This window comes from Paenibacillus sp. NPDC057934, assembly GCF_042887565.1.
In the GTDB taxonomy this organism is placed as follows: domain Bacteria; phylum Bacillota; class Bacilli; order Paenibacillales; family Paenibacillaceae; genus Paenibacillus_AQ.
On the sequence record NZ_JBHVPB010000012.1, the window covers coordinates 164,448 to 182,915 of the forward strand.

19 protein-coding genes are annotated in these 18,468 nt (G+C 47.4%); 16 read left to right on the plus strand and 3 right to left on the minus strand.

The window, feature by feature from the left end:
- Positions 1-93: 93 nt before the first annotated feature.
- From ACFVRY_RS25325 to ACFVRY_RS25355, 7 genes are all read left to right on the plus strand, one after another.
- Positions 94-432, plus strand: a complete 339-nt coding sequence (locus ACFVRY_RS25325; protein WP_387503045.1) for a winged helix-turn-helix transcriptional regulator — start codon at positions 94-96, stop codon at positions 430-432.
- 87 nt (positions 433-519) lie between these two features.
- Entirely contained in the window at positions 520-1,353 is an 834-nt protein-coding gene (locus tag ACFVRY_RS25330) for a class I SAM-dependent methyltransferase (RefSeq protein ID WP_387503046.1), read from the plus strand.
- A 291-nt stretch (positions 1,354-1,644) separates the two neighbouring features.
- Positions 1,645-2,511 carry an endonuclease NucS domain-containing protein gene (locus ACFVRY_RS25335; protein WP_387503047.1) on the plus strand — a complete coding sequence of 289 codons (867 nt, stop codon included), beginning with the start codon at positions 1,645-1,647 and terminating at the stop codon, positions 2,509-2,511.
- Positions 2,508-3,503, plus strand: a complete 996-nt coding sequence (locus ACFVRY_RS25340) for a restriction endonuclease (protein ID WP_387503048.1) — start codon at positions 2,508-2,510, stop codon at positions 3,501-3,503. Before ACFVRY_RS25335 ends, ACFVRY_RS25340 begins: the two co-directional genes overlap by 4 nt.
- Positions 3,504-3,595: 92 nt before the next feature.
- Complete coding sequence (locus ACFVRY_RS25345) at positions 3,596-4,177, plus strand: hypothetical protein (protein ID WP_387503049.1); 582 nt, start codon at positions 3,596-3,598, stop codon at positions 4,175-4,177.
- A gap of 321 nt (positions 4,178-4,498) precedes the next feature.
- A complete protein-coding gene (locus ACFVRY_RS25350) occupies positions 4,499-4,936 on the plus strand; it encodes a HEAT repeat domain-containing protein (RefSeq protein WP_387503050.1) in 438 nt (145 codons plus the stop codon).
- Between the two features lie 242 nt (positions 4,937-5,178).
- Positions 5,179-5,763 (plus strand): SMI1/KNR4 family protein, encoded by a 585-nt coding sequence (locus tag ACFVRY_RS25355; RefSeq protein WP_387503051.1) that lies wholly within the window; start codon positions 5,179-5,181, stop codon positions 5,761-5,763.
- Positions 5,764-5,835: 72 nt separating this feature from the next.
- Here the strand turns inward: ACFVRY_RS25355 and ACFVRY_RS25360 are convergent, their stop codons facing one another.
- Positions 5,836-6,195, minus strand: coding sequence for a hypothetical protein (locus ACFVRY_RS25360; protein WP_387503052.1), 360 nt, complete (start codon positions 6,193-6,195; stop codon positions 5,836-5,838).
- A gap of 75 nt (positions 6,196-6,270) precedes the next feature.
- Positions 6,271-7,815, minus strand: a complete 1,545-nt coding sequence (locus ACFVRY_RS25365) for an acetate--CoA ligase (RefSeq protein ID WP_387503069.1) — start codon at positions 7,813-7,815, stop codon at positions 6,271-6,273.
- Positions 7,816-8,047: 232 nt separating this feature from the next.
- Here ACFVRY_RS25365 and ACFVRY_RS25370 point away from each other — a divergent pair, with 232 nt between their 5' ends.
- A complete protein-coding gene (locus ACFVRY_RS25370) occupies positions 8,048-8,770 on the plus strand; it encodes a stalk domain-containing protein (protein WP_387503053.1) in 723 nt (240 codons plus the stop codon).
- Positions 8,771-8,899: 129 nt separating this feature from the next.
- Here the strand turns inward: ACFVRY_RS25370 and ACFVRY_RS25375 are convergent, their stop codons facing one another.
- Complete coding sequence (locus tag ACFVRY_RS25375; protein WP_083205578.1) at positions 8,900-9,028, minus strand: DUF4023 family protein; 129 nt, start codon at positions 9,026-9,028, stop codon at positions 8,900-8,902.
- 237 nt (positions 9,029-9,265) lie between these two features.
- On the opposite strand from ACFVRY_RS25375, the gene ACFVRY_RS25380 reads away from it, so the two are divergent.
- The 8 genes from ACFVRY_RS25380 (at position 9,266) to ACFVRY_RS25415 (ending at position 18,440) form a co-directional block, all read left to right on the plus strand.
- Entirely contained in the window at positions 9,266-10,630 is a 1,365-nt protein-coding gene (locus tag ACFVRY_RS25380) for a NosD domain-containing protein (protein WP_387503054.1), read from the plus strand.
- Complete coding sequence (locus ACFVRY_RS25385) at positions 10,627-11,160, plus strand: nitrous oxide reductase accessory protein NosL (protein WP_387503055.1); 534 nt, start codon at positions 10,627-10,629, stop codon at positions 11,158-11,160. Before ACFVRY_RS25380 ends, ACFVRY_RS25385 begins: the two co-directional genes overlap by 4 nt.
- Before the next feature lie 24 nt (positions 11,161-11,184).
- Positions 11,185-12,006 (plus strand): ABC transporter permease, encoded by an 822-nt coding sequence (locus ACFVRY_RS25390; RefSeq protein ID WP_387503056.1) that lies wholly within the window; start codon positions 11,185-11,187, stop codon positions 12,004-12,006.
- On the plus strand, positions 11,999-12,712 hold the full coding sequence (locus ACFVRY_RS25395; RefSeq protein WP_387503057.1) for an ABC transporter ATP-binding protein: 714 nt from the start codon (positions 11,999-12,001) through the stop codon (positions 12,710-12,712). Before ACFVRY_RS25390 ends, ACFVRY_RS25395 begins: the two co-directional genes overlap by 8 nt.
- 9 nt (positions 12,713-12,721) lie before the next feature.
- Positions 12,722-13,282 carry a TlpA family protein disulfide reductase gene (locus ACFVRY_RS25400; RefSeq protein WP_387503058.1) on the plus strand — a complete coding sequence of 187 codons (561 nt, stop codon included), beginning with the start codon at positions 12,722-12,724 and terminating at the stop codon, positions 13,280-13,282.
- Between the two features lie 152 nt (positions 13,283-13,434).
- On the plus strand, positions 13,435-15,246 hold the full coding sequence (locus tag ACFVRY_RS25405) for a sensor histidine kinase (RefSeq protein ID WP_387503059.1): 1,812 nt from the start codon (positions 13,435-13,437) through the stop codon (positions 15,244-15,246).
- Between the two features lie 3 nt (positions 15,247-15,249).
- The gene (locus ACFVRY_RS25410; RefSeq protein WP_387503060.1) at positions 15,250-16,776 is read left to right on the plus strand and encodes a response regulator; all 1,527 of its coding nucleotides are present in this window, start codon (positions 15,250-15,252) and stop codon (positions 16,774-16,776) included.
- 176 nt (positions 16,777-16,952) lie between these two features.
- Entirely contained in the window at positions 16,953-18,440 is a 1,488-nt protein-coding gene (locus ACFVRY_RS25415) for an ABC transporter substrate-binding protein (protein WP_387503061.1), read from the plus strand.
- Positions 18,441-18,468: the final 28 nt, after the last annotated feature.

Sequence of the window (18,468 nt, forward strand, 5' to 3'; positions counted from 1 at the left end):
TTGATTATGCTTGAATGGTAGAGTTCTGAGAAGTACGCACTTTATTTCGCGTTAGTTTCTTTGAAGTAAGTGTAGTGAAGGAGGTAATGCCGAATGTGGCCTACTGCATGTGATTATGCTGCGAACGTAACGCTTGGAATCATTGAGGGAAAATGGAAGCTATTGCTTCTCTGTCATCTGCGCAATGGCACCAAACGATTCAGTGAATTTGCTCAACTGATACCTGGGATCACACAGAAAGTGCTGACCTACCAGCTAAGAGAGTTAGAGGCACACGGGCTGATTAAGCGCGAGGTGTATCCGGTCATTCCGCCCAAAGTGGAATATTCATTAACCGATTATGGGGAAAGTCTAGTTCCGCTGATGGATTTGATGAATCTGTGGGGAGAGAATCACAGGGAACGAATTAAACCCACGGAACGGATCTGTTAATGATAGATAGAAGAATAGGCAGGAGGGCTCTGGGGTCGGGAGAATGACTTCCGGAGCTTTTTTTGCAACTAACAATAGAGGTGACTGATGATTGAGACGATTGTAGACAGTATGGGAGTCAGTGGAGAAGGTGCCGCCATACAGAGGATTCAAACGGCGCACCGCCTGAAGCTTATTCAATTCTGGGAGATTCCACAAGGTGCCAAGGTGCTTGAGATTGGCTGCGGCCAAGGCGATACGACTGCGTCGCTGGCATATACCGTTGGCGCTTCTGGGCGTGTTCACGGGATAGATATTGCTTCCCCCGATTATGGATCGCCGGTCACCTTGGGTGAAGCTTGTAGCAGGCTCATGGCGTCTGAGATTGGTAAACAGATCCAGATCCAATTTGACACGGATATTCTGTCGCCGGAGGTGGATTTTGCGGAAGGGGCTTTCGATTATATCGTGTTCGCCCATTGTGCATGGTACTTTCAATCCGCTGAGCAGTTAAGGAAGACACTGTCCAAAATCAGACCATGGGGTAAAAAGCTATGTCTGGCCGAGTGGGATATTCGTGTATCCATTCCTGAACAGCTCGCCCATTACAATGCGGTCATGATTCAGGCCCAGTGTGAAGCCTTCAAGCAGAGCAGCCTGTCCAATGTGAGAACGCTGTTCTCGCCGCTGGACCTGAAGGAGATCGCCCGATCCGCTGGCTGGCATGTTGAACAGGAGACTTCGGTGTATTCCCCTGACCTGCAGGATGGAGAGTGGGAAGTGGCAATGACCTTGGAGATGTACCCGGAGGAAATTTCAGCCATTACAGAGATTCCGGGTAAGTTCAAGGAACTGATGCTGTCACAAATCGGATCGTTGAAGGAACGGGCTGGAGCGGGAGAAGTTAAACCGTTGTCTGTATTTACTTTTATGGCAGAATAATGCCTCGAAACAAGCAGTTCTACTGAAAACAAGCGATTCACTAGGATTTAATGTGGCATATTTAATCTTTCATCAAAATTAGAGGCTGTTCATACAGCTTAAGTACAAAAGGATCATCAGACTGCTGCTCATAGTCGGGTGATCTTTTTGTTAAGTTGCATTACGTTATTTCAAAAGTATTCCACCATAATTCCCTATATTTCCATCCTCTGGAATAGTACTATAGAGATGTGTCTTTATACTTAAGGCCAAGAAATTATACATATTCTGTCTTAGAAAGGTGAGTGGATCGTGGCTAACCCAACTACGTGGAAGATGGTCAAGGAAGCAGTCGAACAGTTAGGTGGTAAAGGAACGAATGGCGAGATAAAGAGATACATTAATCAAAAGTATGGGGCTGTTAACGACAATACAATCAATTGCACAATATTACTCTGCTGCGTTAACAAACAGTCCAGAGTGAATTGGCCTGAGAATTCCAGACCTCGTCTGGCAGAATCGCAGTATGATTTTCTATATAGTTCGGGCCGTGGGCAGGTTGAACTTTACAATCCCGAGATTCATGGGAACTGGGAGATCAGACAAGAAGAGGACGGGAAACTAGTAGTGGAGCAGTTAGTTATTGAGCATGTGCCGGGAGATGGGCTACATCTTGTCCCTGATATCATCTCAACCCTTGGAAATACCGGGATGTCTCAAAGTGTGGATATGCTGTTTCCTTTAGAGGCTCACCTACGTGACTTTATTGCCAAGAATTTATCCACGGTTAACGTGTCTGGTTCCAATCTTAGGTTATATGTTGACGATCAAGGTAACGATGGGATCGAATACCAGACTGGGGTGGGACGGATTGATATTCTGGCAGTTGATGAGCAGAATGGTGATTTTGTTGTGCTTGAATTGAAGCTTAGTAGAGGTGTCGATAGCGCAATGGGACAACTTCTGAGATATATGGGTTGGGTTAAAGTTAATCTATCTCCTAAAAGAACGGTAAGAGGAATTATTGTTGCTGGCACGATCGACGATAAGTTGAAATATGCAGCTTCCATTGTAGACAATGTGAGCCTCTTTAAATACCAAATCGACTTTTCATTGGAAGAAGAAGCTTTAAATCCGGTGTTGCTAAACAACAATTCTATCAATAGAGGTGGCATATGAGCAAGAGAATGTGGCTAGTCCGAGCCGGTCAGGGAGCTTATTTGTTAAATGAGTTCAAAGAAAAGCAGGCGGTGGCTATTGGTTGGGGAGAACTTGGTGATTTGTCCAACCTATCCTCTCTTCAAGAATTGAAAACATTGTTAAGATCTGGTTATTCGGACTATAAAGAAGGAACTGTTAATATTAATGCTGGTCAAATTTATAGATTCGCCTCTGAGTTTCAAGTGAACGATGAAGTCATTACTTATGATCCTGAAAAACGTCTTTACTACATAGGCAGTATTTTGTCTGAATATGTTTATAATCCTGATTTCATTACCGATAGTCCGCACTTCCGCAAGGTCAACTGGAAGGGGAGTGTTTTACGGGATCATTTATCCGCAGGAGCAAGAAATACACTAGGGTCAATCATGACAATCATTTTGATTCCTGATGAAGTGCGCTCCGAAGTATATAGCCATATGGGGCAGCAATCTGAACCAGCAGGAACTGAAGTGGAAGAGGGAATTGATGAACTGGAAATTATCAAAGCAGATGTAATCGCCAAATCGAATGAGTTCATAAAGGATAGAATATCTAATTTGGATTGGAAACAAATGCAGGAACTGGTGGCTGGCATTCTGAGAGGAATGGGCTATAAAACACGGATATCTCCAGAAGGACCAGATCGGGGACGAGATATCCAAGCTTCTCCAGATGGTCTGGGGCTTGAAGAACCTAGAATCATAGTTGAGGTGAAACATCGTAAAGGCCAAATGGGATCTAATGAAATACGAAGCTTCACCGGAGGATTACGGACGGGAGACCGAGGAATTTATGTATCCACAGGAGGATTCTCAAAAGAGGCAAAATATGAAGCGGAAAGGTCGAACATTCCCATGTCTTTGGTGGATTCTAATCTATTAATGGAATTAGTAATCCAATACTATGATCAATTTGACTCAGATACAAGGGCGCTGGTACCGCTTAAAAAAATATATTGGCCTGTCTAATTTCCTCTATAGAGTCGACACCATTGGCATCAGCCATATTACATATGTGGTATCTGGTCAGGTATTTAGAAGATCATAAGGAGGTTTTAGTAATGACCCAGTTCCATTACATCGGCTCACCGGTGGAGCTGCCGCCCGGTGAGAGGGGAAGTGTCCTGTCTTCCAAAACGCGCAGCGAAATGTTATCCTCCCCGGAATACCAAACGAAGCGCGAAGAGCTTAAGCAACAGGGCATGGTTCCACTGGAGGAAATTGTTGATCTGGCCCATCTGCGGGATGAGGATTGTCTCATATATGATACGGAAGAAGATGCTGCGGGTATTTATATTGAAGAGCTGGGCTACTGGAATGAGGAGATTCGTAAGCATTTTCAGAGCCCCTATGTATACAAAATCTCTCCCAATTGGGGTGGATTCATGATACCTCCAGCAGATCAGGAGACCCGTCCGGACTCCGAAAACGCCTCGCTCAAATGTTGCCGGGAATTGTTCAAGCTGATGCAGGATTTCGGCGTGTCTGGTTCTGTATTCGAGCTGTACAGCTGCTGGGCGGATGAGGAGGGTTACCCGCGCAATAAGAAGTATGACCGCGCAATCGATCTCTCCACATTTAGTTTGGAGCAGGGCTTTGACTTACTGGAAAAAGAATATATAGTGGTGAGTCTTCCTACGTAGATTACAGGAGGGATGCAGGTGGATCGGTTATTGGACATCCCCGGCGCGAGCGCCTGGACGAAGATAGAGCCTGTCCTCAAGGGCTGGTCTAATCGGGGCGATTCCGTTCGGAACGGCTGATATTGACGGGATGCAGGGTCGCTGCCGAATGGTGTTCACAGACTATGATCACTTTCGAAGACTGGTCCCGCATTGGTATGCGGAAGGAAGAGCCGGGGGACGATAAGATAGGATTATTATTTGTTTGTCCAAAAGATTGATATTGGGGACAGCGGTACGGTAGAATTGGTACAGATTGATTATAGAAGGGAATTGTGACTTTTGAACAACGAAGAAGTGCAGCAAGAGCTGCCGGAAAATTATGAGCAGTTAAAAAAGGAAGCGGGTCGTTCCGCGGATTGGAAAGCCCGCCTGGCGGCAGTGGAGGAACTTGGTCGTACACCGCATAAGCAGGTTATTGATATTTTGAAGCGTCTGGTGGAGAGCGATCCTGTATATACTGTACAAGAGGCGGCATACCGCACGCTGGTGGCTTTTGGCGAAGAGGTGCAGGAACCGTCCAGAAACAAACCTGAACTGGTGAAGGGCGTATCCAAGATTCTGCTGAGAATCAAGAAGAGCCTGCCGAAAGACCATTCCTATGAGGACTTCAAAGAGAAGTTCAAGAAGATGAGAATTGATGTCTACGACGCTTACGAAGGTGAAAAAGGCGCCGAATTTGACCAATGGCTGGAGAGCAAATGGCAATCGGCTAAATAGTTTTATGCAGGAACTAGCCCTCTCTGACAGGAGAGGGTTTTTGGCGTTATCCGTCTGATACTTGCTGTCTGCTCTCAACACATAAAGCTAGAGCAGCATAATAAGATGCTGTCGGCGTAAGGTGCCAAACTGCGCATCTTGCTCTAACTTTAGTGGTTTTGGCGCAGGGAGTTGCATCGGCAGGCACATTGGGGATAATAAAGAGTAGATAATACTATTTTACAGATGCAAAGGATGAAGACATGTCAGTTCAAAATTTAACGCAATTGTTTCAAGAGTACCTTCAATTGTCGGATAGTTTGCGGCCTGGATACTCTGCCAGTCTGGGATCGGGACATGAGGGAAGAGAAGACCAATTGGCGGCAATTTTGCCGGAAATGCCGGAGTTGTTAAAGGCTATATACAATACGGTGTCAGGTACAAACCGTGAGGAAGAAGAACCAAGTCTGATTGAGTTTGTACCGGGGTACCGCCTGATTCATAAGGATGAATATGAGCAGGAGATGAAGGTGCTAGCGGAGATTTTGGCGGAGAAAGATCAACCGGCTGAAGGACTGATCCTACCCATCTTGACCAACTATGGCAGTGATTTCATCTGCTACTATCGGTCTGCGGACGGTACGGAGCGAATTTGCGATCTACTCCATGACTTCGGCGATGTAGTGGTGATGTACGATTCTCCTGTGAAGTTCCTGGAGACGCTTAGCGAGTTCTACCGTCAAGAAGTATATTTCCTGGACGAAGACGGTTATCTGGACTGCGATTTGATCAAGGAAGGCGAGGTAGGCGCCGAAATGAACCCGGAAGCCTCCTATTGGTCGGAGTAGCGGAAAATTAATAGTTTTCCTGTGTTTACAGGGAACAAGCAGCCCTATAGGGCTGCTTGTCTTTATAATAATTCATGTTTGCTCTATGGTTTGTAACCACACCAAATAGAATATTTTGTCTTTATCGACGTATTCTTCATCTGCAAAAACCTTCCGATCCCCAAAGCCGGCCGTATTAGCCCGAACTAATTCAAATAGTAGAGCATAGGCCAGTTTGGGGTCGGTCGTTCTATATCCGTCATAGTCGTATCCGATTTTATTATACGCGTCACTTGATACCCATTCGTAGGCCTCACGGATCGTCTCGAATTCCATTTCTTCGTTGTACCAGCGGATAGCCGGGTCCATTCGAAGAGGGGCTTTAGTCTCCCGGGTTTTCAAGAAAAAAACTTCTCGATAAGTACCCTCATTGTGATCGTTGTTTGTCCCCATTCCAAGCCACCTCTCTTTCCATAGTTCATGGTATAGAAAGAAAATAAAGAATAGACATCAAACCGACATGCTCACTTACTCCGCAGCATGCTGCTCCTGCTGGCGCAGCTCCACCCGGCGGATTTTGCCGGAGGCTGTCTTGGGCAGGTCGGTGACAAATTCGAGTTTGCGCGGATATTTGTAAGGGGCGGTGATCTCCTTGACATGGGTCTGGAGTTCCTTAACCAATTCGGCTGTGCCCTCATATTCATCTTTGAGCACGACAAAGGCTTTGACAACATGACCACGAATCTCATCGGGACTAGCTACAACGGCGCATTCTTTGACAGCGGCATGCTTCATGAGCGCATCCTCTACTTCAAAAGGGCCAATCGTATAGCCCGAGCTGATGATGATGTCGTCGCCCCGGCCTTCAAACCAGAAATATCCGTCCTCGTCCTTGCGCGCCCGGTCTCCGGTGACGAAGTACTCGCCCTGCGAGGCGTTAGCCTTGCGCTCAGGGTCCTTGTAGTAGGATTTGAACAAGGCTGGCATGCTGAGATGCACAGCAATATCTCCAACTGTGCCGGGTGGCAGTGGGATACCATCCTCGTCAATGACCTCTACGAGACCCGGTGCGATGGATTGGCCCATGGAGCCAATTCGGATAGGCTTGTCTTTGAGCGCGGCAATAATCAGCGTGCTTTCGGTCTGGCCGTAGCCGTCACGGATGGTGATATCGAAGTGCCGCTGGAAGGTATGAATGACTTCCTGGTTCAGCGGTTCACCGGCGGAGACGGCGCAGCGAAGTTGAGACAGATCGTAATGCTCCAGTCCTTCAGTCTTGGCCATCAAGCGGTATTCCGTCGGCGTACAGCACAAGACCTGAATGGCATGATCCTGTAGCAGTTGCAAATAACGTTTCGGCTGAAAAGCGCCATTATACACAAAGCCGGTCGCCCCGTTGCCCAGCACAGACAGGAAGGGACTCCAGATCCACTTTTGCCAGCCTGGCGCAGCGGTTGCCCAGACGGTATCCGACTCGCGAATGTCGAGCCAGAGTGAGGAGGTAATACGCAAGTGGGCATAACCCCAGCCGTGGCTGTGCACCACGGCCTTGGGATTGCCGGTTGTGCCGGAGGTGTAAGCCAGTATAGCGATATCGTCCCGATGGCTGGCCGCTGCTGGATAGACATCTGGCTGACTGACCATGAGACCCTCCAGATGTACCCAGCCAGTGGCCTCTTCCTGATACTCGCTCGTTCCGGTTACGGCCAGGCGGTAATCAAGGGCAGGCAGATCGTCGGCGATGAGATCTACTTCATTGGTAGTGTCAGACCAAGCGATCACTGCTCTGGCTTCCGAGTGCCGCAACCGGTAAGACAGATCCTTGGCGCGCAGCATCTCTGATGAAGGAATGACAGCCAGTCCGAGCTTCAGACAGGCCAAATAGATTACATAAGCGATGATTCGTCTTGGAACCATAACTAGCACGCGGTCTCCCTGGCGAAGCCCTAGACTCGATAGGCCCCCAGCGAGACGATTGGCTTGCTTGCGCAGCTCTCCGTAAGTGATTTCCTCGTAGTCTCCATTATCACTAAGCCATTTCAGTGCTATTTTTTCCGGGGGATGGTGTTCCATTTCCGAAGTCAAATTATACGTTTCCGGTGCGATCCAATGTGGATTGTTCAAGTTGAACCCTCTCCTAATGAATAAAATGTTTGCAGCAGATTCACTAAGTATATCACGATACCTATATGCTCCACGGTGAAATACTTCTTTACATCCTGGATACAGTTTAGAAACAACTCATTGGTTTAATAAGACTAAGAAATGCAGCACAACAAATCAATCTTCAAGGAGACGATATCAGATGAAAAGCAAAAAAATGATCATAGCAACAATGGTGTTCGGGATGGCAGTGACAGGTTCAGCAGGGGTTTATGCAGGAACCAATTTAGAAAAGATCAGCGCGTACCTCAATCACGGCCTTGGCTTCAAAGTCAATGGTTCCGCGTATACACCGGTCGATGGCAACGGCAACAAACTGGCACCAATTACGTACAAGGATACGACTTACCTGCCGGTTCGGGCGCTGGCGGATGCACTGAAGGTCCCAGTTACTTTTGACGGAAAAACCAATCAGGTTATCATCGGAAAAAATGATGGCGGTTCTGCACCAAGCAATGGAGGATCGACCATCGAGCTGTCTGTTATCCAATACACCGCTGCGCAAAAGCAAGCCATCCAGAAGGCCTTTGCCCAGTTCAAAGGTTTTGAAACAGCGTATGCCCCAACACAAATGACCAAAGGCGATGCTTTTGATAAAGTAGCTGCTTCTGATGACGGTGTGAGCTTCCTGTTCAAACATATGAGAATTGTGATTTCGGCCAGAGACTATTCAGGCGGCTATGCCAGCCAAGCGGTTCAACTCTCCAATGGTGTTAAGGCCAAATGGTACAGCCCTTCCAGTGACAAGCAACTGCTGGGCTTCAACCTGAATGATCGAGTGGTAACGATCAGTTCCCAAGATAAGAGCCTTAGCAAAGCACAATTGGAGAAAGTGGCAGTAGGCGTTGCGAAATTAAGCAAATAATTACATTAAGCTTCATCCCATAAAAAATTCAGCCCATAAAACAGCCCGGCGTATCCCTTCACGGATAGCCGGGCTGTTATGAGTTTTTCGGGGAGGCTGTAGTCCAACTACTGCACTCCCCGGATACTTTTATTTTTTGGTACTATGCTGCTTGTTGGGTAGCTTTGCTTCAGGACTGCCTTGTCCCCGGTGCTTGCTCTTCTCCGCTTTTTTCTGCGTGTCATGCAGCTTCTCTACATACTCATGGGTATCATCCATCGGTACTTGCGCCTCCTCGCCTTGATAAACTTGCTGTTACTGTAACCAGATCCGCTGCAAAACATACATATCACACGTTAGACACAATCTTTCTGTAAATATAGCTACATCGGGCCATAGGGAAATAGTCACTGCTTAGGTATACTATGGGCTGAACCGGAAACGCTTTATTCTGTGCAACACTTGCGCAGGTATTTTTATTTTCCAGACGGAGCTAAGGAGTGTACCGAAGTCCAAATGATGAAATATAGCCATTCCCGTGCCAGCAGACAGTTTCTGGTTCTGCTCCTGCTTCCTTTATTGGTTGCCTGTCTATTGTCCCCATTGTACTCACAGCCTGCCTATGCGGATTCCACATCATATCCTCCAGGGCGTTCTCTTCAAGATATCATTGATGCGGCCCAGCCCGGGGATATCATTGATCTTCCTCCTGAAACCTATCAAGGACCTGTCGTGATCCGCACAAGAGTCACCCTTCGAGGGGGAGGCTCCGCTACGCTGATCAATACCACAGGAGATCCGGCCATTACAATTCTCGCAGATGGTGTGACCCTGCGTTCGATAAATGTTCAACACGATCAAGACGGTAAAACTACGGCAATTCAGGTTAAGGCCAATGAAGTGACGTTGGAGGGACTAGCTATCCATACGGGTGGTTATGGCATCATGCTGCGCGACGCTGACCGGGCGAGGATTATCCATAACAGTATCCGCTGGTTCATTCCACAGGGTCAGCCAGCAGGGGAACGGGGAAACGCCATCGACCTCTATAATTCTCACGGTAGTCAGATTGGTAATAATGAAATCTCCTATCTACGAGATGGCATCTATCTGGAGAATAGCCGGAACACGACTGTGGATGGGAACAGGTTAACTTATTTGCGCTACGGCATTCATTGCATGTACATCAACGGGTCTAAGATTACCAACAATGTTGGGGAATACAATATCACCGGTGCAATGGTGATGGGGGTGACGAATGTGGTCGTCTCGGGAAATTCTTTTGCCAAACAAAGCCGCAATGTTCATTCTCAAGGGATCTTGCTGTACGATGTGCGAACCTCTGCTATTACTAATAATCTAGTTGAAGGAAACAGAGTAGGCATATATATGGAAAAATCTGCCGAGAATGAATTGAGAGACAATGTGGCGCTCCGCAATTTCATAGGCATTCAGCTCAGTCAGGCTGCGGGCAATCAATTTCACCGAAACGGATTTATCGCTAACGTTATTGATGCCGAAGCCGTAGAAAGCACAGAGAACGCGATGAACGGGAACTACTGGGATTCCTTTCAGGGACTGGATGTGGACAGGGATGAAATCAGCGATATTCCGTATGTCATTAATCCATTCTATCAGCGCTTAATTACTCGTAATTCCGCCTATCAACTATTTTTTCAGTCTCCGGGGATGAATTTTCTGAGCGAAATGTTTGCAGGAGATCAGGCGGATGGATCAGTTGATCAGGCACCGCTGATGAAGTTGGATACAAAAGCACCCATTGGGGTCGTTCGGAAGGATGGAACCGTGATGGTGACCGGCTGGCTGCTGCTCTTTGTCTCGGTTATTACAATAATATATTTGGGGGTATTACGATCATGAAAGTAAGAACAGGTGCCGGACTGCTACTGTTTAGTCTACTGATGCTGTTGGTATTAACCGCTTGCGGTGCGAAGAAGTATGAAGCACTTCCTATCAATGAAGAAGTTGATGTCTGTGCAGTCTGCAATATGCAAGTCAAGGATGATGCCTTTGCGACACAGCTGACGACGAAGGACGGCAAGAATTACAAATTTGATGATGTTGGCTGCATGAATCAATGGAAGAAAGAGAACGGAACGGACAAGATTGGGATGGATTTCGTACGGGATTATAACGACAAATCGTGGATTCAGTTCAGCAAGGCAAGTTATGTCTATGATGCGGCGTTGCGCACGCCTATGGCCTATGGAGTGATCAGCTTCAAGGATCGGGCATCGGCCGAGACCTTCGTCAAGGAGCAGGGTGTAGGAACAGTTCTGAGTGCAGACGATCTTGCCTCACATGAATGGAAGCAAAGCTCCGCCATGAACATGGACATGAACATGAATCACGGGGAAGGCCACTTGAATGAAGGCTCAGGACACAAATGATTTTAAAAGGCTGGAGAGGTGACTATGACCGATATACTGCAAGTGGCCCGGAGGGAAGTCAAAATGGGCTTCCGCAATCCCTGGGCCTATTCTTTCTTGGCCCTGTTTTGTACGTTCAGCTTAAGTCTGTTAATTATTAATTCGCAGAATATCGTTCAGGGTTATTCTGCGATAACAGGCTCTATGTTAAGTCTGGTGTTATATCTTCTGCCGCTGATGACTCTATTTCTAGGATCGTTCTCTCTGACAGCCGAGAAGGAGGAGGGTAGCTGGCAGCTCCTGTCCACCTATCCCATAGGAACACTGTCCTTTATTATCGGCAAGTACACTGGCCTGGCTATTGTGCTGCTGGTGATCATTGGCTTCGGCTATGGTCTGATGGGTCTGATCAGCGGCTTGCTGGGCACGAGTTTTGACAGCTCCACTTATTTTCTTTTCCTGGCCTTCTCGGCAGGTCTGGTTCTTCTGTTTCTCACCCTTGCCTTATTCATTGGTTCCTTATCGCGAAACCGCTGGCAGGCACTGACGATCTCTGTATCCATCTGGTTCTTTGCCGTGATTGGCTGGCCAACACTTTTAATTTCTATACTGGGCCTGGTTCCTTATTTATGGGTCAAGCCACTTCTTGTAGCTGCGACATTTATCAATCCCGCTGAGCTTGTACGCCTGTTTGTAGTTGTTAAGCTAGGGGGCGGGTCTGTGCTAGGTCCTGAATACTTCCAATGGGTAGGGTGGATTCAGCGTCCGAACGGAAGTTTATTGTTTATAGGCGTGTGCCTGCTCTGGATTCTGTGTGCCATTGTTGGCGTGTACCGGATTTGGGAGAGGGGGCGTATCCATGGATGAAGCAATGGTCCGGGTGACTGGCCTGACCAAAGTTATCAAGAAGCAGTCTCTTGTAGAAAATATCGCTTTCACCCTTCCCGCAGGGAGTATTCTGGCGTTATGCGGAGGTAATGGTGCAGGCAAAAGCACCGTTCTAAGAATGATCGCCGGCATTCTTCAGCCGACCTCAGGCGACATCACTGTAGGAGGTCTTCGCTGGCATACTGAGCGCAAACAGTTTGCAAAGAAAATTGGCTACATGCCGGACGACTATCAGTTCAACCAGGGGCTAACAGCGGAAGAGGTATTATCCTTCTGGGCTGCCTTGCGGCGTGTCCCCAGACGACGGGTCACGGAAGTGCTGACTTTAGTAGGACTGGAAGAGAAAAGAAGAAGTCTGGTGAGTACCTTCTCCAAAGGTATGCGTCAGCGTGTGCTTTTTGCCCAGGCGCTGCTGGGTGAGCCGCCGCTTCTAATTATGGATGAGCCGACAAACGGACTGGACCCGTTCTGGATGAATGAGTTCGCCGGGCTGCTGCAGAACATTCGTGAGGCGGGGCACACCGTTATCTTTTCCACACACCAGCTTGAGATTGCCGACCGGGTGGCGGACCGGATATTGTTTCTCAGTGGGGGACGTAGCGTCAGGGAGGGTCCGACAAAGGATATAAGGGAACAGCACGGTTCCCTGTATGAAGCTTTTAACTACAGTTTGGGATTGAAATGAGGTGACCTTGTGCTGAATGTTCATTTAAAGCTTCGTCGCATACTCACCATTCTGATCAGTTTAGCTGCAATCGTTGCAGCGGTCTGGGCCATTGTACAATCTGTAATCCTTGGGGAAACGAGAGCTGCCTCCACAGTGAACGCTCAGGCAGCGGCCCCTGACTTTGAGGCCGTCACAGCCGAGGGTCGGCAAGTGCGTCTCTCTGACTATCGCGGCCAAGTGGTGTTGATTAATTTCTGGGCTTCATGGTGCAAAGCGTGTGTGACAGAAATGCCGTTAATTCAGGACGTTTCCCGTGCCCGCAGTGGGGAGATGACGGCTTTGATGGTTAATGTGGGGGATTCCAAAGGTACCATCTCCGAATATATGAACAGCCGGAATTTCACGTTTCCGGTTATTATAGACGTTACCGGCCGGATCTCCGGTCTTTACGGTATCGCTGGCCTGCCCGCTACTTTTATCATAGATAAGACGGGGACCATGCGGAAGACGGTTATGGGCGAAATTACGGATCAAGAACAACTGAATACCTGGTTGGACGCTGCCATAGCTCCGGAAATTTCAATGTAGTCCCTGCATGATCTTTAATTATTGCAGGGAATCTTTAATTTTTGGGATAGTTTGCAAGACCAGCATTCCCGCAAGCGCTATCATTTTCGTGATATACTATAGGATAGCAGTGCAAATGAAGCGCAGCTTCACCAAAGAGCAGGAGGATGATCATGCTTCCGGGGAAAATCTACAGAAAATATTTTCAACATAATGTATTTATCAAGATCATCCTGTTGTTTTCGATCATTGCGGTTGTCACTATCATTACGTTCTCTTATCTGATGTTCCACTTAATGTCTCAGGCAGCGGTACAGCGGCAAATGGAGATTCAGAAACGGACAGTTGAAAGCGTTAGTCATTATATCGGGCAAAAGTATGATCTGGTGCAATCTATGATGATCGATATTTATCGGGACAGCGAGCTGACCTCGAATACAGCTTATCTCTTGGAGCATCCCTATGAGAGTTATGCTCGTTACCGGCTGGACCGGTATTTCAATGAAAGTAATTCTACTACTGACACCGTGCAGTATTTCAAGAATAAGCTTGAGGATGATCCCGACATTCGCAGCTTGATATTATATAGCGCCACAGAGCAGCAGCTCTACGTCTATAATACGTACAAGCAATTTGAGATCATTGGTACGAATGCAGCCCATTCCTTTGTTCCTGATGCGATGTATATCGAAGAAGGGGGCATTGTCTCCACTCCGAATATTTGGGTACGTAAAAGCATTGCTCTCCCCGATACGCCGATGTTCTCGGTGCGCAGTCCCATTAATAACAAGATGTCGCTGCGCAATATTGGCCAGCTGCTCGTCTATTTCGATGCTGAGCGAGTGTGGGACGGCATGGGTAATGATAAGGAAGATTTTAAAGGCACCATTCTGGCGCTTTCAGCCGACGGTGATGTGCTGTTCGATACTTCGGGTAAATATTACGGTGCCAAATATCCGGATATGGAGTTGGTGAATTCCGCCTACACGGATGGTGAAGAGGTCAACGGCATGACGATTACGAAGTTGACACATGGCCAAGGCGGCTTTACTGTGCTTAGTATCGTTCCTAAGGGAGAACTTGCAGCCACTTATCGTGGCTTGGGAAATACAGTTCTTACGATTTGTTTATTATGTATTGCATTCGCGATTATTACGGCCTCACTCTTTATTAGTAATTTTGCCAAGCGTACACGGGGTATCATCAAATTCACTCGTAAGGTTAAGAACGGGGATCTGGATGCCCGGATTGCCGATGTTAAGGAAGATGAGCTCGGCCAGATTTCCAAGAGCTTTAACGATATGTTGGATGAACTCAATCTTTACATTGATCGGGTATTCAAGGCGGAGATCAAGCAGAAGCATACGGAGATTGCGGCGCTAGAGGCAAGGGTCAATCCCCATTTTCTATATAATACGCTTGAGGTTATTCGTATGCGGGCCATTTCACAAGGGGCCGAAGATGTAGGCGAGATGATTTACAGCTTATCAGTACTTTTCAAAAGCTACGTGCATCCCAAGCCCAAACATACGATGAAGGATGAATTAGAAGCCTGCCGGCTGTATCTGGAGCTGTTCCGCATTCGTTACAAGGACAGGTTCTCCTACGAACTGCGTTGCGAGCGGGAGTTGGAGGGAAGAGTGGTCATGAAAATGTCGCTGCAGCCCATTATCGAAAATTATATTTTGCACGGCATGCGGGCGGATCGCAGTGATAATCACATCACTGTGTCAGTGACCAAAGAAGAAGATATTCTTCGTACTGTAGTAACAGATAACGGGCGTGGCATCTCTCCAGGTAGACTGGAGGAATTACAGCAGAGGCTGCTTCAGACGGATGAGTCGTCGGAGTCCTTTGGTCTGCGCAGCATTCATGAGCGGCTCCAGCTGATGTATGGGTCGCCGCATGGCCTCGAACTGAACAGCGAAGAGGGTAAGAGTACGACAGTGACGGTGTATTTCCCCGATTTGGGAGAGGATGAGTGAGCCATGTACAGAGTATTCATTGTGGATGATGAACCGTTCATCATCGAAGGGCTGTATGATATTGTCGACTGGGCCAGCTTTGGAATGGAGATTGTTGGGCAGGCGGCCAACGGGCAGGAAGCGCTGGAGGCACTGAGGTCGGTGCGGGCGGACATATTGATCACAGACATTTCCATGCCGCAGATGAATGGGCTGGATCTCATCCGTGGCGTCCGGGAATTTCAGCCGGAGATTAAAACCATTATTTTAAGTGGTTACGATGAATTTGGGTATCTAAAGGAAGGAATGGCCCTCGGCATTGAGAATTATCTCTTGAAGCCGATCAATTTGAAAGAATTTAAGGCTACGCTGAGTACCATCGCCGAGAAGCTGAATGAATCCAGAGCAGACTATAGGCTGAATGAACACAGCATTTCAATTTTAAGAGATAATGTTATGCACCGCTGGTTGAGAAATCAGATTGCTCCGCAGGAATTTCAGGAACGGGCCGACTTTCTGGGGATTGTCATCGACAAGCCGCTGGCCCAGGTCGCATTGCTACGTTCTGAGCAGCACGTGTCCGAACTATTTTCTGTGGTCGTTGAGGTATTGAATGGTATTCCCGGCGTTATTCCGTTTCAGGATATGGATGGGGACATCGTGCTGCTGCACATGCTCAGCGAATACCAACGCGGCAAGGAAGGGGCGGAATCTATTCATCAGCAGTTGCTGGCCGCTCCGGCGCTAGTTACCTACCAGCAACTGTATCTTTCAGTAGGAAGTGTACAGGAAACCGAGGACAATGTAGCACTGAGCTATACACAGGCGAAGCGGGCACAAGAATATTTTATGTTGTTCCCCGAACACAGTTATATCTGCTATGAGAATTTGCAAGAAGGGCGAGAGGAGGTCAGCTTGGAGCTTCCAGTCAACTGGGAAGAAGATCTCAAGCTGATCATGGCGAAGGACACGGAGGGTCTGCTGCAAAGGATTAATGAGAATTTTGAGCAGCTGCGGAGGATGGAGGGAATTACACCTGAATTGATCCGGGACGTAGCCACAGAGTGGCTAATCCGCTTCAAGATGCAGCTCAAGGAGATCCGGCATACGGAGGAACCCGAGTTTTTTAAAGAAGGACTTCATAAAATCCGCGCCACATCATCCATCGCCGATTGGGCGGATATTTTGAAGGAAGCGGCAGCATATACTATAGATGCACTGATCCGTGATGTGAAAAGTCCTGTAGTCCAGCAGGTGCTTAACCATATTCATCAATCCTATAGCGAAGACATCTCACTGAAGACCCTTGGGACACAATATAATATTCATCCCGTGTATCTGGGGCAATTGTTCCACAAAGAAGTTGGTGAATCCTTCACAGAGTATATCAACAAGTACCGGATTGAGAAAGCCAAGGAGCAGCTGCGAACCGCTTCGCTCAAGGTTCATGAAATCGCTCGCAACGTGGGATATTGGGAGACTGGATACTTTTACAAGCAATTCAAAAAGCATGTAGGGATCTCTCCAACCGAATATAAAGGGCTTGTTTAGCACATAAGCTAAGCAAGTCCTTTTCTTTATTTTTTACACCTTTTATTTAGTTTAGCTTCTGTTTGAAAATGCTTTCATAAATTACAGTATAGATAGTCCTTGAAGGAAATATCGCGAGGTATAATTCCGGGTTATGCAGCGATACTGAGGTAAACATAAGGGGAGGTTATACAAACATGAGCAAGAACAAAAAAAGAGTATCTCTGCTGCTGACATCTATGATGGCGCTTTCGCTTGCGCTCACCGCTTGTGGAGGAGGCAATACCAACAATGAGAATGCTTCCGGGAACGGTGGTAAAGCAGGAAAGCCAGTTGAACTGATCTGGTACACGATCGGGCCCCCACAAAAGGACATGAATATGGTTGTGGACGAGGTTAACAAATATATTCAGCCTAAGATCAACGCAACTCTGAAAATGAACATGATTGATTTCGGTGACTATACACAAAAAATGCAAGTGAAGGTCGCTTCTGGCGAGCCGATGGATATTATGTTCACCAGCTCTTGGGCTTTCGATTATGTACAAAATGCCCGCAAAGGTGCATTTATGGAACTGGATGACTTGCTTGAGAAATACGGCAAAGACATCAAAGACACCATTGACCCTGCCTTCCTGGAAGGTTCCAAGGTAGATGGCCATAACTATGCGGTGCCTGCGAACAAAGAGCTTCCAGCCCAAGAAGTATGGCGCTTTAATAAAGACCTGGTGGACAAGTACAAGCTGGACATTGATAAAGTCGACTCCATAGAGAGCCTGGAGCCGCTGCTGAAGACTATCAAGGAAAATGAGCCTAACATCACGCCTTATGCGATGGTGAAGGATTTCATGCCGGTACTGCCGTTCGACTACATCATCGAGAAGATGCCGATGGCTGTATATATGGACACCAAGGACTATAAAGTCGTGAACATTCTGGAAACACCGGAATTAAAAAACAGTCTTGAAACCATTCGAAAATATTACAAGGCAGGTTACATTTCACCTGAGGTAGCAACAACGACTTCTGTAGACGATCTCTACAAGTCCAGCAACTGGTTCATGGATCGTGCAACCAGCCAGCCGATGGCGGACAACCTGTGGTCTGCGAGCTACGGCTATCCGGTAGTCTCAAAACCAGCCAGCAAGCCGTACATTTATAACTGGTCCGTTATGGGTTCCATGCAGGCTATCTCTGCCAACTCACCTAACCCAGATAAAGCTATGGAATTCCTGAACTTGCTGAATACCGATCCGGTACTTCGTAATATGATCGATTCCGGGATTGAAGGTGTGCACTATGAGAAAGTTGGCGAGAACCGGATGAAGAACTTGCCGGAATCCAAGAACTACGATATGCCTACCTTCTCGCTCGGTAACATCATGCTTAACTACCTGAACGAAGAAGACCCTGATGATAAATGGGAAATCTTCAAGAAATTCAACGATTCCGGTGTGAACGCTCCGCTGCTCGGATTCAACTTCGACACTTCGAAAGTAACAAGTGAGATCGCAGCTGTTCAGAACGTGAAGGAAGAGTTCTGGGCGCCGCTGATGACCGGAACCGTAGATCCGAATGAATACCTGGCCAAGGCCAATGAGAAATTTAAAGCCGCTGGACTGGACAAGATCATTGCCGAAGCCCAATCGCAAATTGATGCTTGGAAAGCGGCGAACAACAAGTAATACATCATTGGAACAGAAGACGCGGGCG

Excerpts from the sequence above, each read along its gene's own strand:
- ACFVRY_RS25325 (WP_387503045.1), top strand. The coding sequence starts at position 94 with ATGTGGCCTACTGCATGTGATTATGCTGCGAACGTAACGCTTGGAATC.
- ACFVRY_RS25330 (WP_387503046.1), top strand. The coding sequence starts at position 520 with ATGATTGAGACGATTGTAGACAGTATGGGAGTCAGTGGAGAAGGTGCC.
- ACFVRY_RS25340 (WP_387503048.1), top strand. The coding sequence starts at position 2,508 with ATGAGCAAGAGAATGTGGCTAGTCCGAGCCGGTCAGGGAGCTTATTTG.
- ACFVRY_RS25345 (WP_387503049.1), top strand. The coding sequence starts at position 3,596 with ATGACCCAGTTCCATTACATCGGCTCACCGGTGGAGCTGCCGCCCGGT.
- ACFVRY_RS25355 (WP_387503051.1), top strand. The coding sequence starts at position 5,179 with ATGTCAGTTCAAAATTTAACGCAATTGTTTCAAGAGTACCTTCAATTG.
- ACFVRY_RS25360 (WP_387503052.1), bottom strand. The coding sequence starts at position 6,195 with ATGGGGACAAACAACGATCACAATGAGGGTACTTATCGAGAAGTTTTT.
- ACFVRY_RS25365 (WP_387503069.1), bottom strand. The coding sequence starts at position 7,815 with ATGGAACACCATCCCCCGGAAAAAATAGCACTGAAATGGCTTAGTGAT.
- ACFVRY_RS25370 (WP_387503053.1), top strand. The coding sequence starts at position 8,048 with ATGAAAAGCAAAAAAATGATCATAGCAACAATGGTGTTCGGGATGGCA.
- ACFVRY_RS25375 (WP_083205578.1), bottom strand. The coding sequence starts at position 9,028 with ATGGATGATACCCATGAGTATGTAGAGAAGCTGCATGACACGCAGAAA.
- ACFVRY_RS25380 (WP_387503054.1), top strand. The coding sequence starts at position 9,266 with ATGATGAAATATAGCCATTCCCGTGCCAGCAGACAGTTTCTGGTTCTG.
- ACFVRY_RS25385 (WP_387503055.1), top strand. The coding sequence starts at position 10,627 with ATGAAAGTAAGAACAGGTGCCGGACTGCTACTGTTTAGTCTACTGATG.
- ACFVRY_RS25390 (WP_387503056.1), top strand. The coding sequence starts at position 11,185 with ATGACCGATATACTGCAAGTGGCCCGGAGGGAAGTCAAAATGGGCTTC.
- ACFVRY_RS25395 (WP_387503057.1), top strand. The coding sequence starts at position 11,999 with ATGGATGAAGCAATGGTCCGGGTGACTGGCCTGACCAAAGTTATCAAG.
- ACFVRY_RS25405 (WP_387503059.1), top strand. The coding sequence starts at position 13,435 with ATGCTTCCGGGGAAAATCTACAGAAAATATTTTCAACATAATGTATTT.
- ACFVRY_RS25410 (WP_387503060.1), top strand. The coding sequence starts at position 15,250 with ATGTACAGAGTATTCATTGTGGATGATGAACCGTTCATCATCGAAGGG.
- ACFVRY_RS25415 (WP_387503061.1), top strand. The coding sequence starts at position 16,953 with ATGAGCAAGAACAAAAAAAGAGTATCTCTGCTGCTGACATCTATGATG.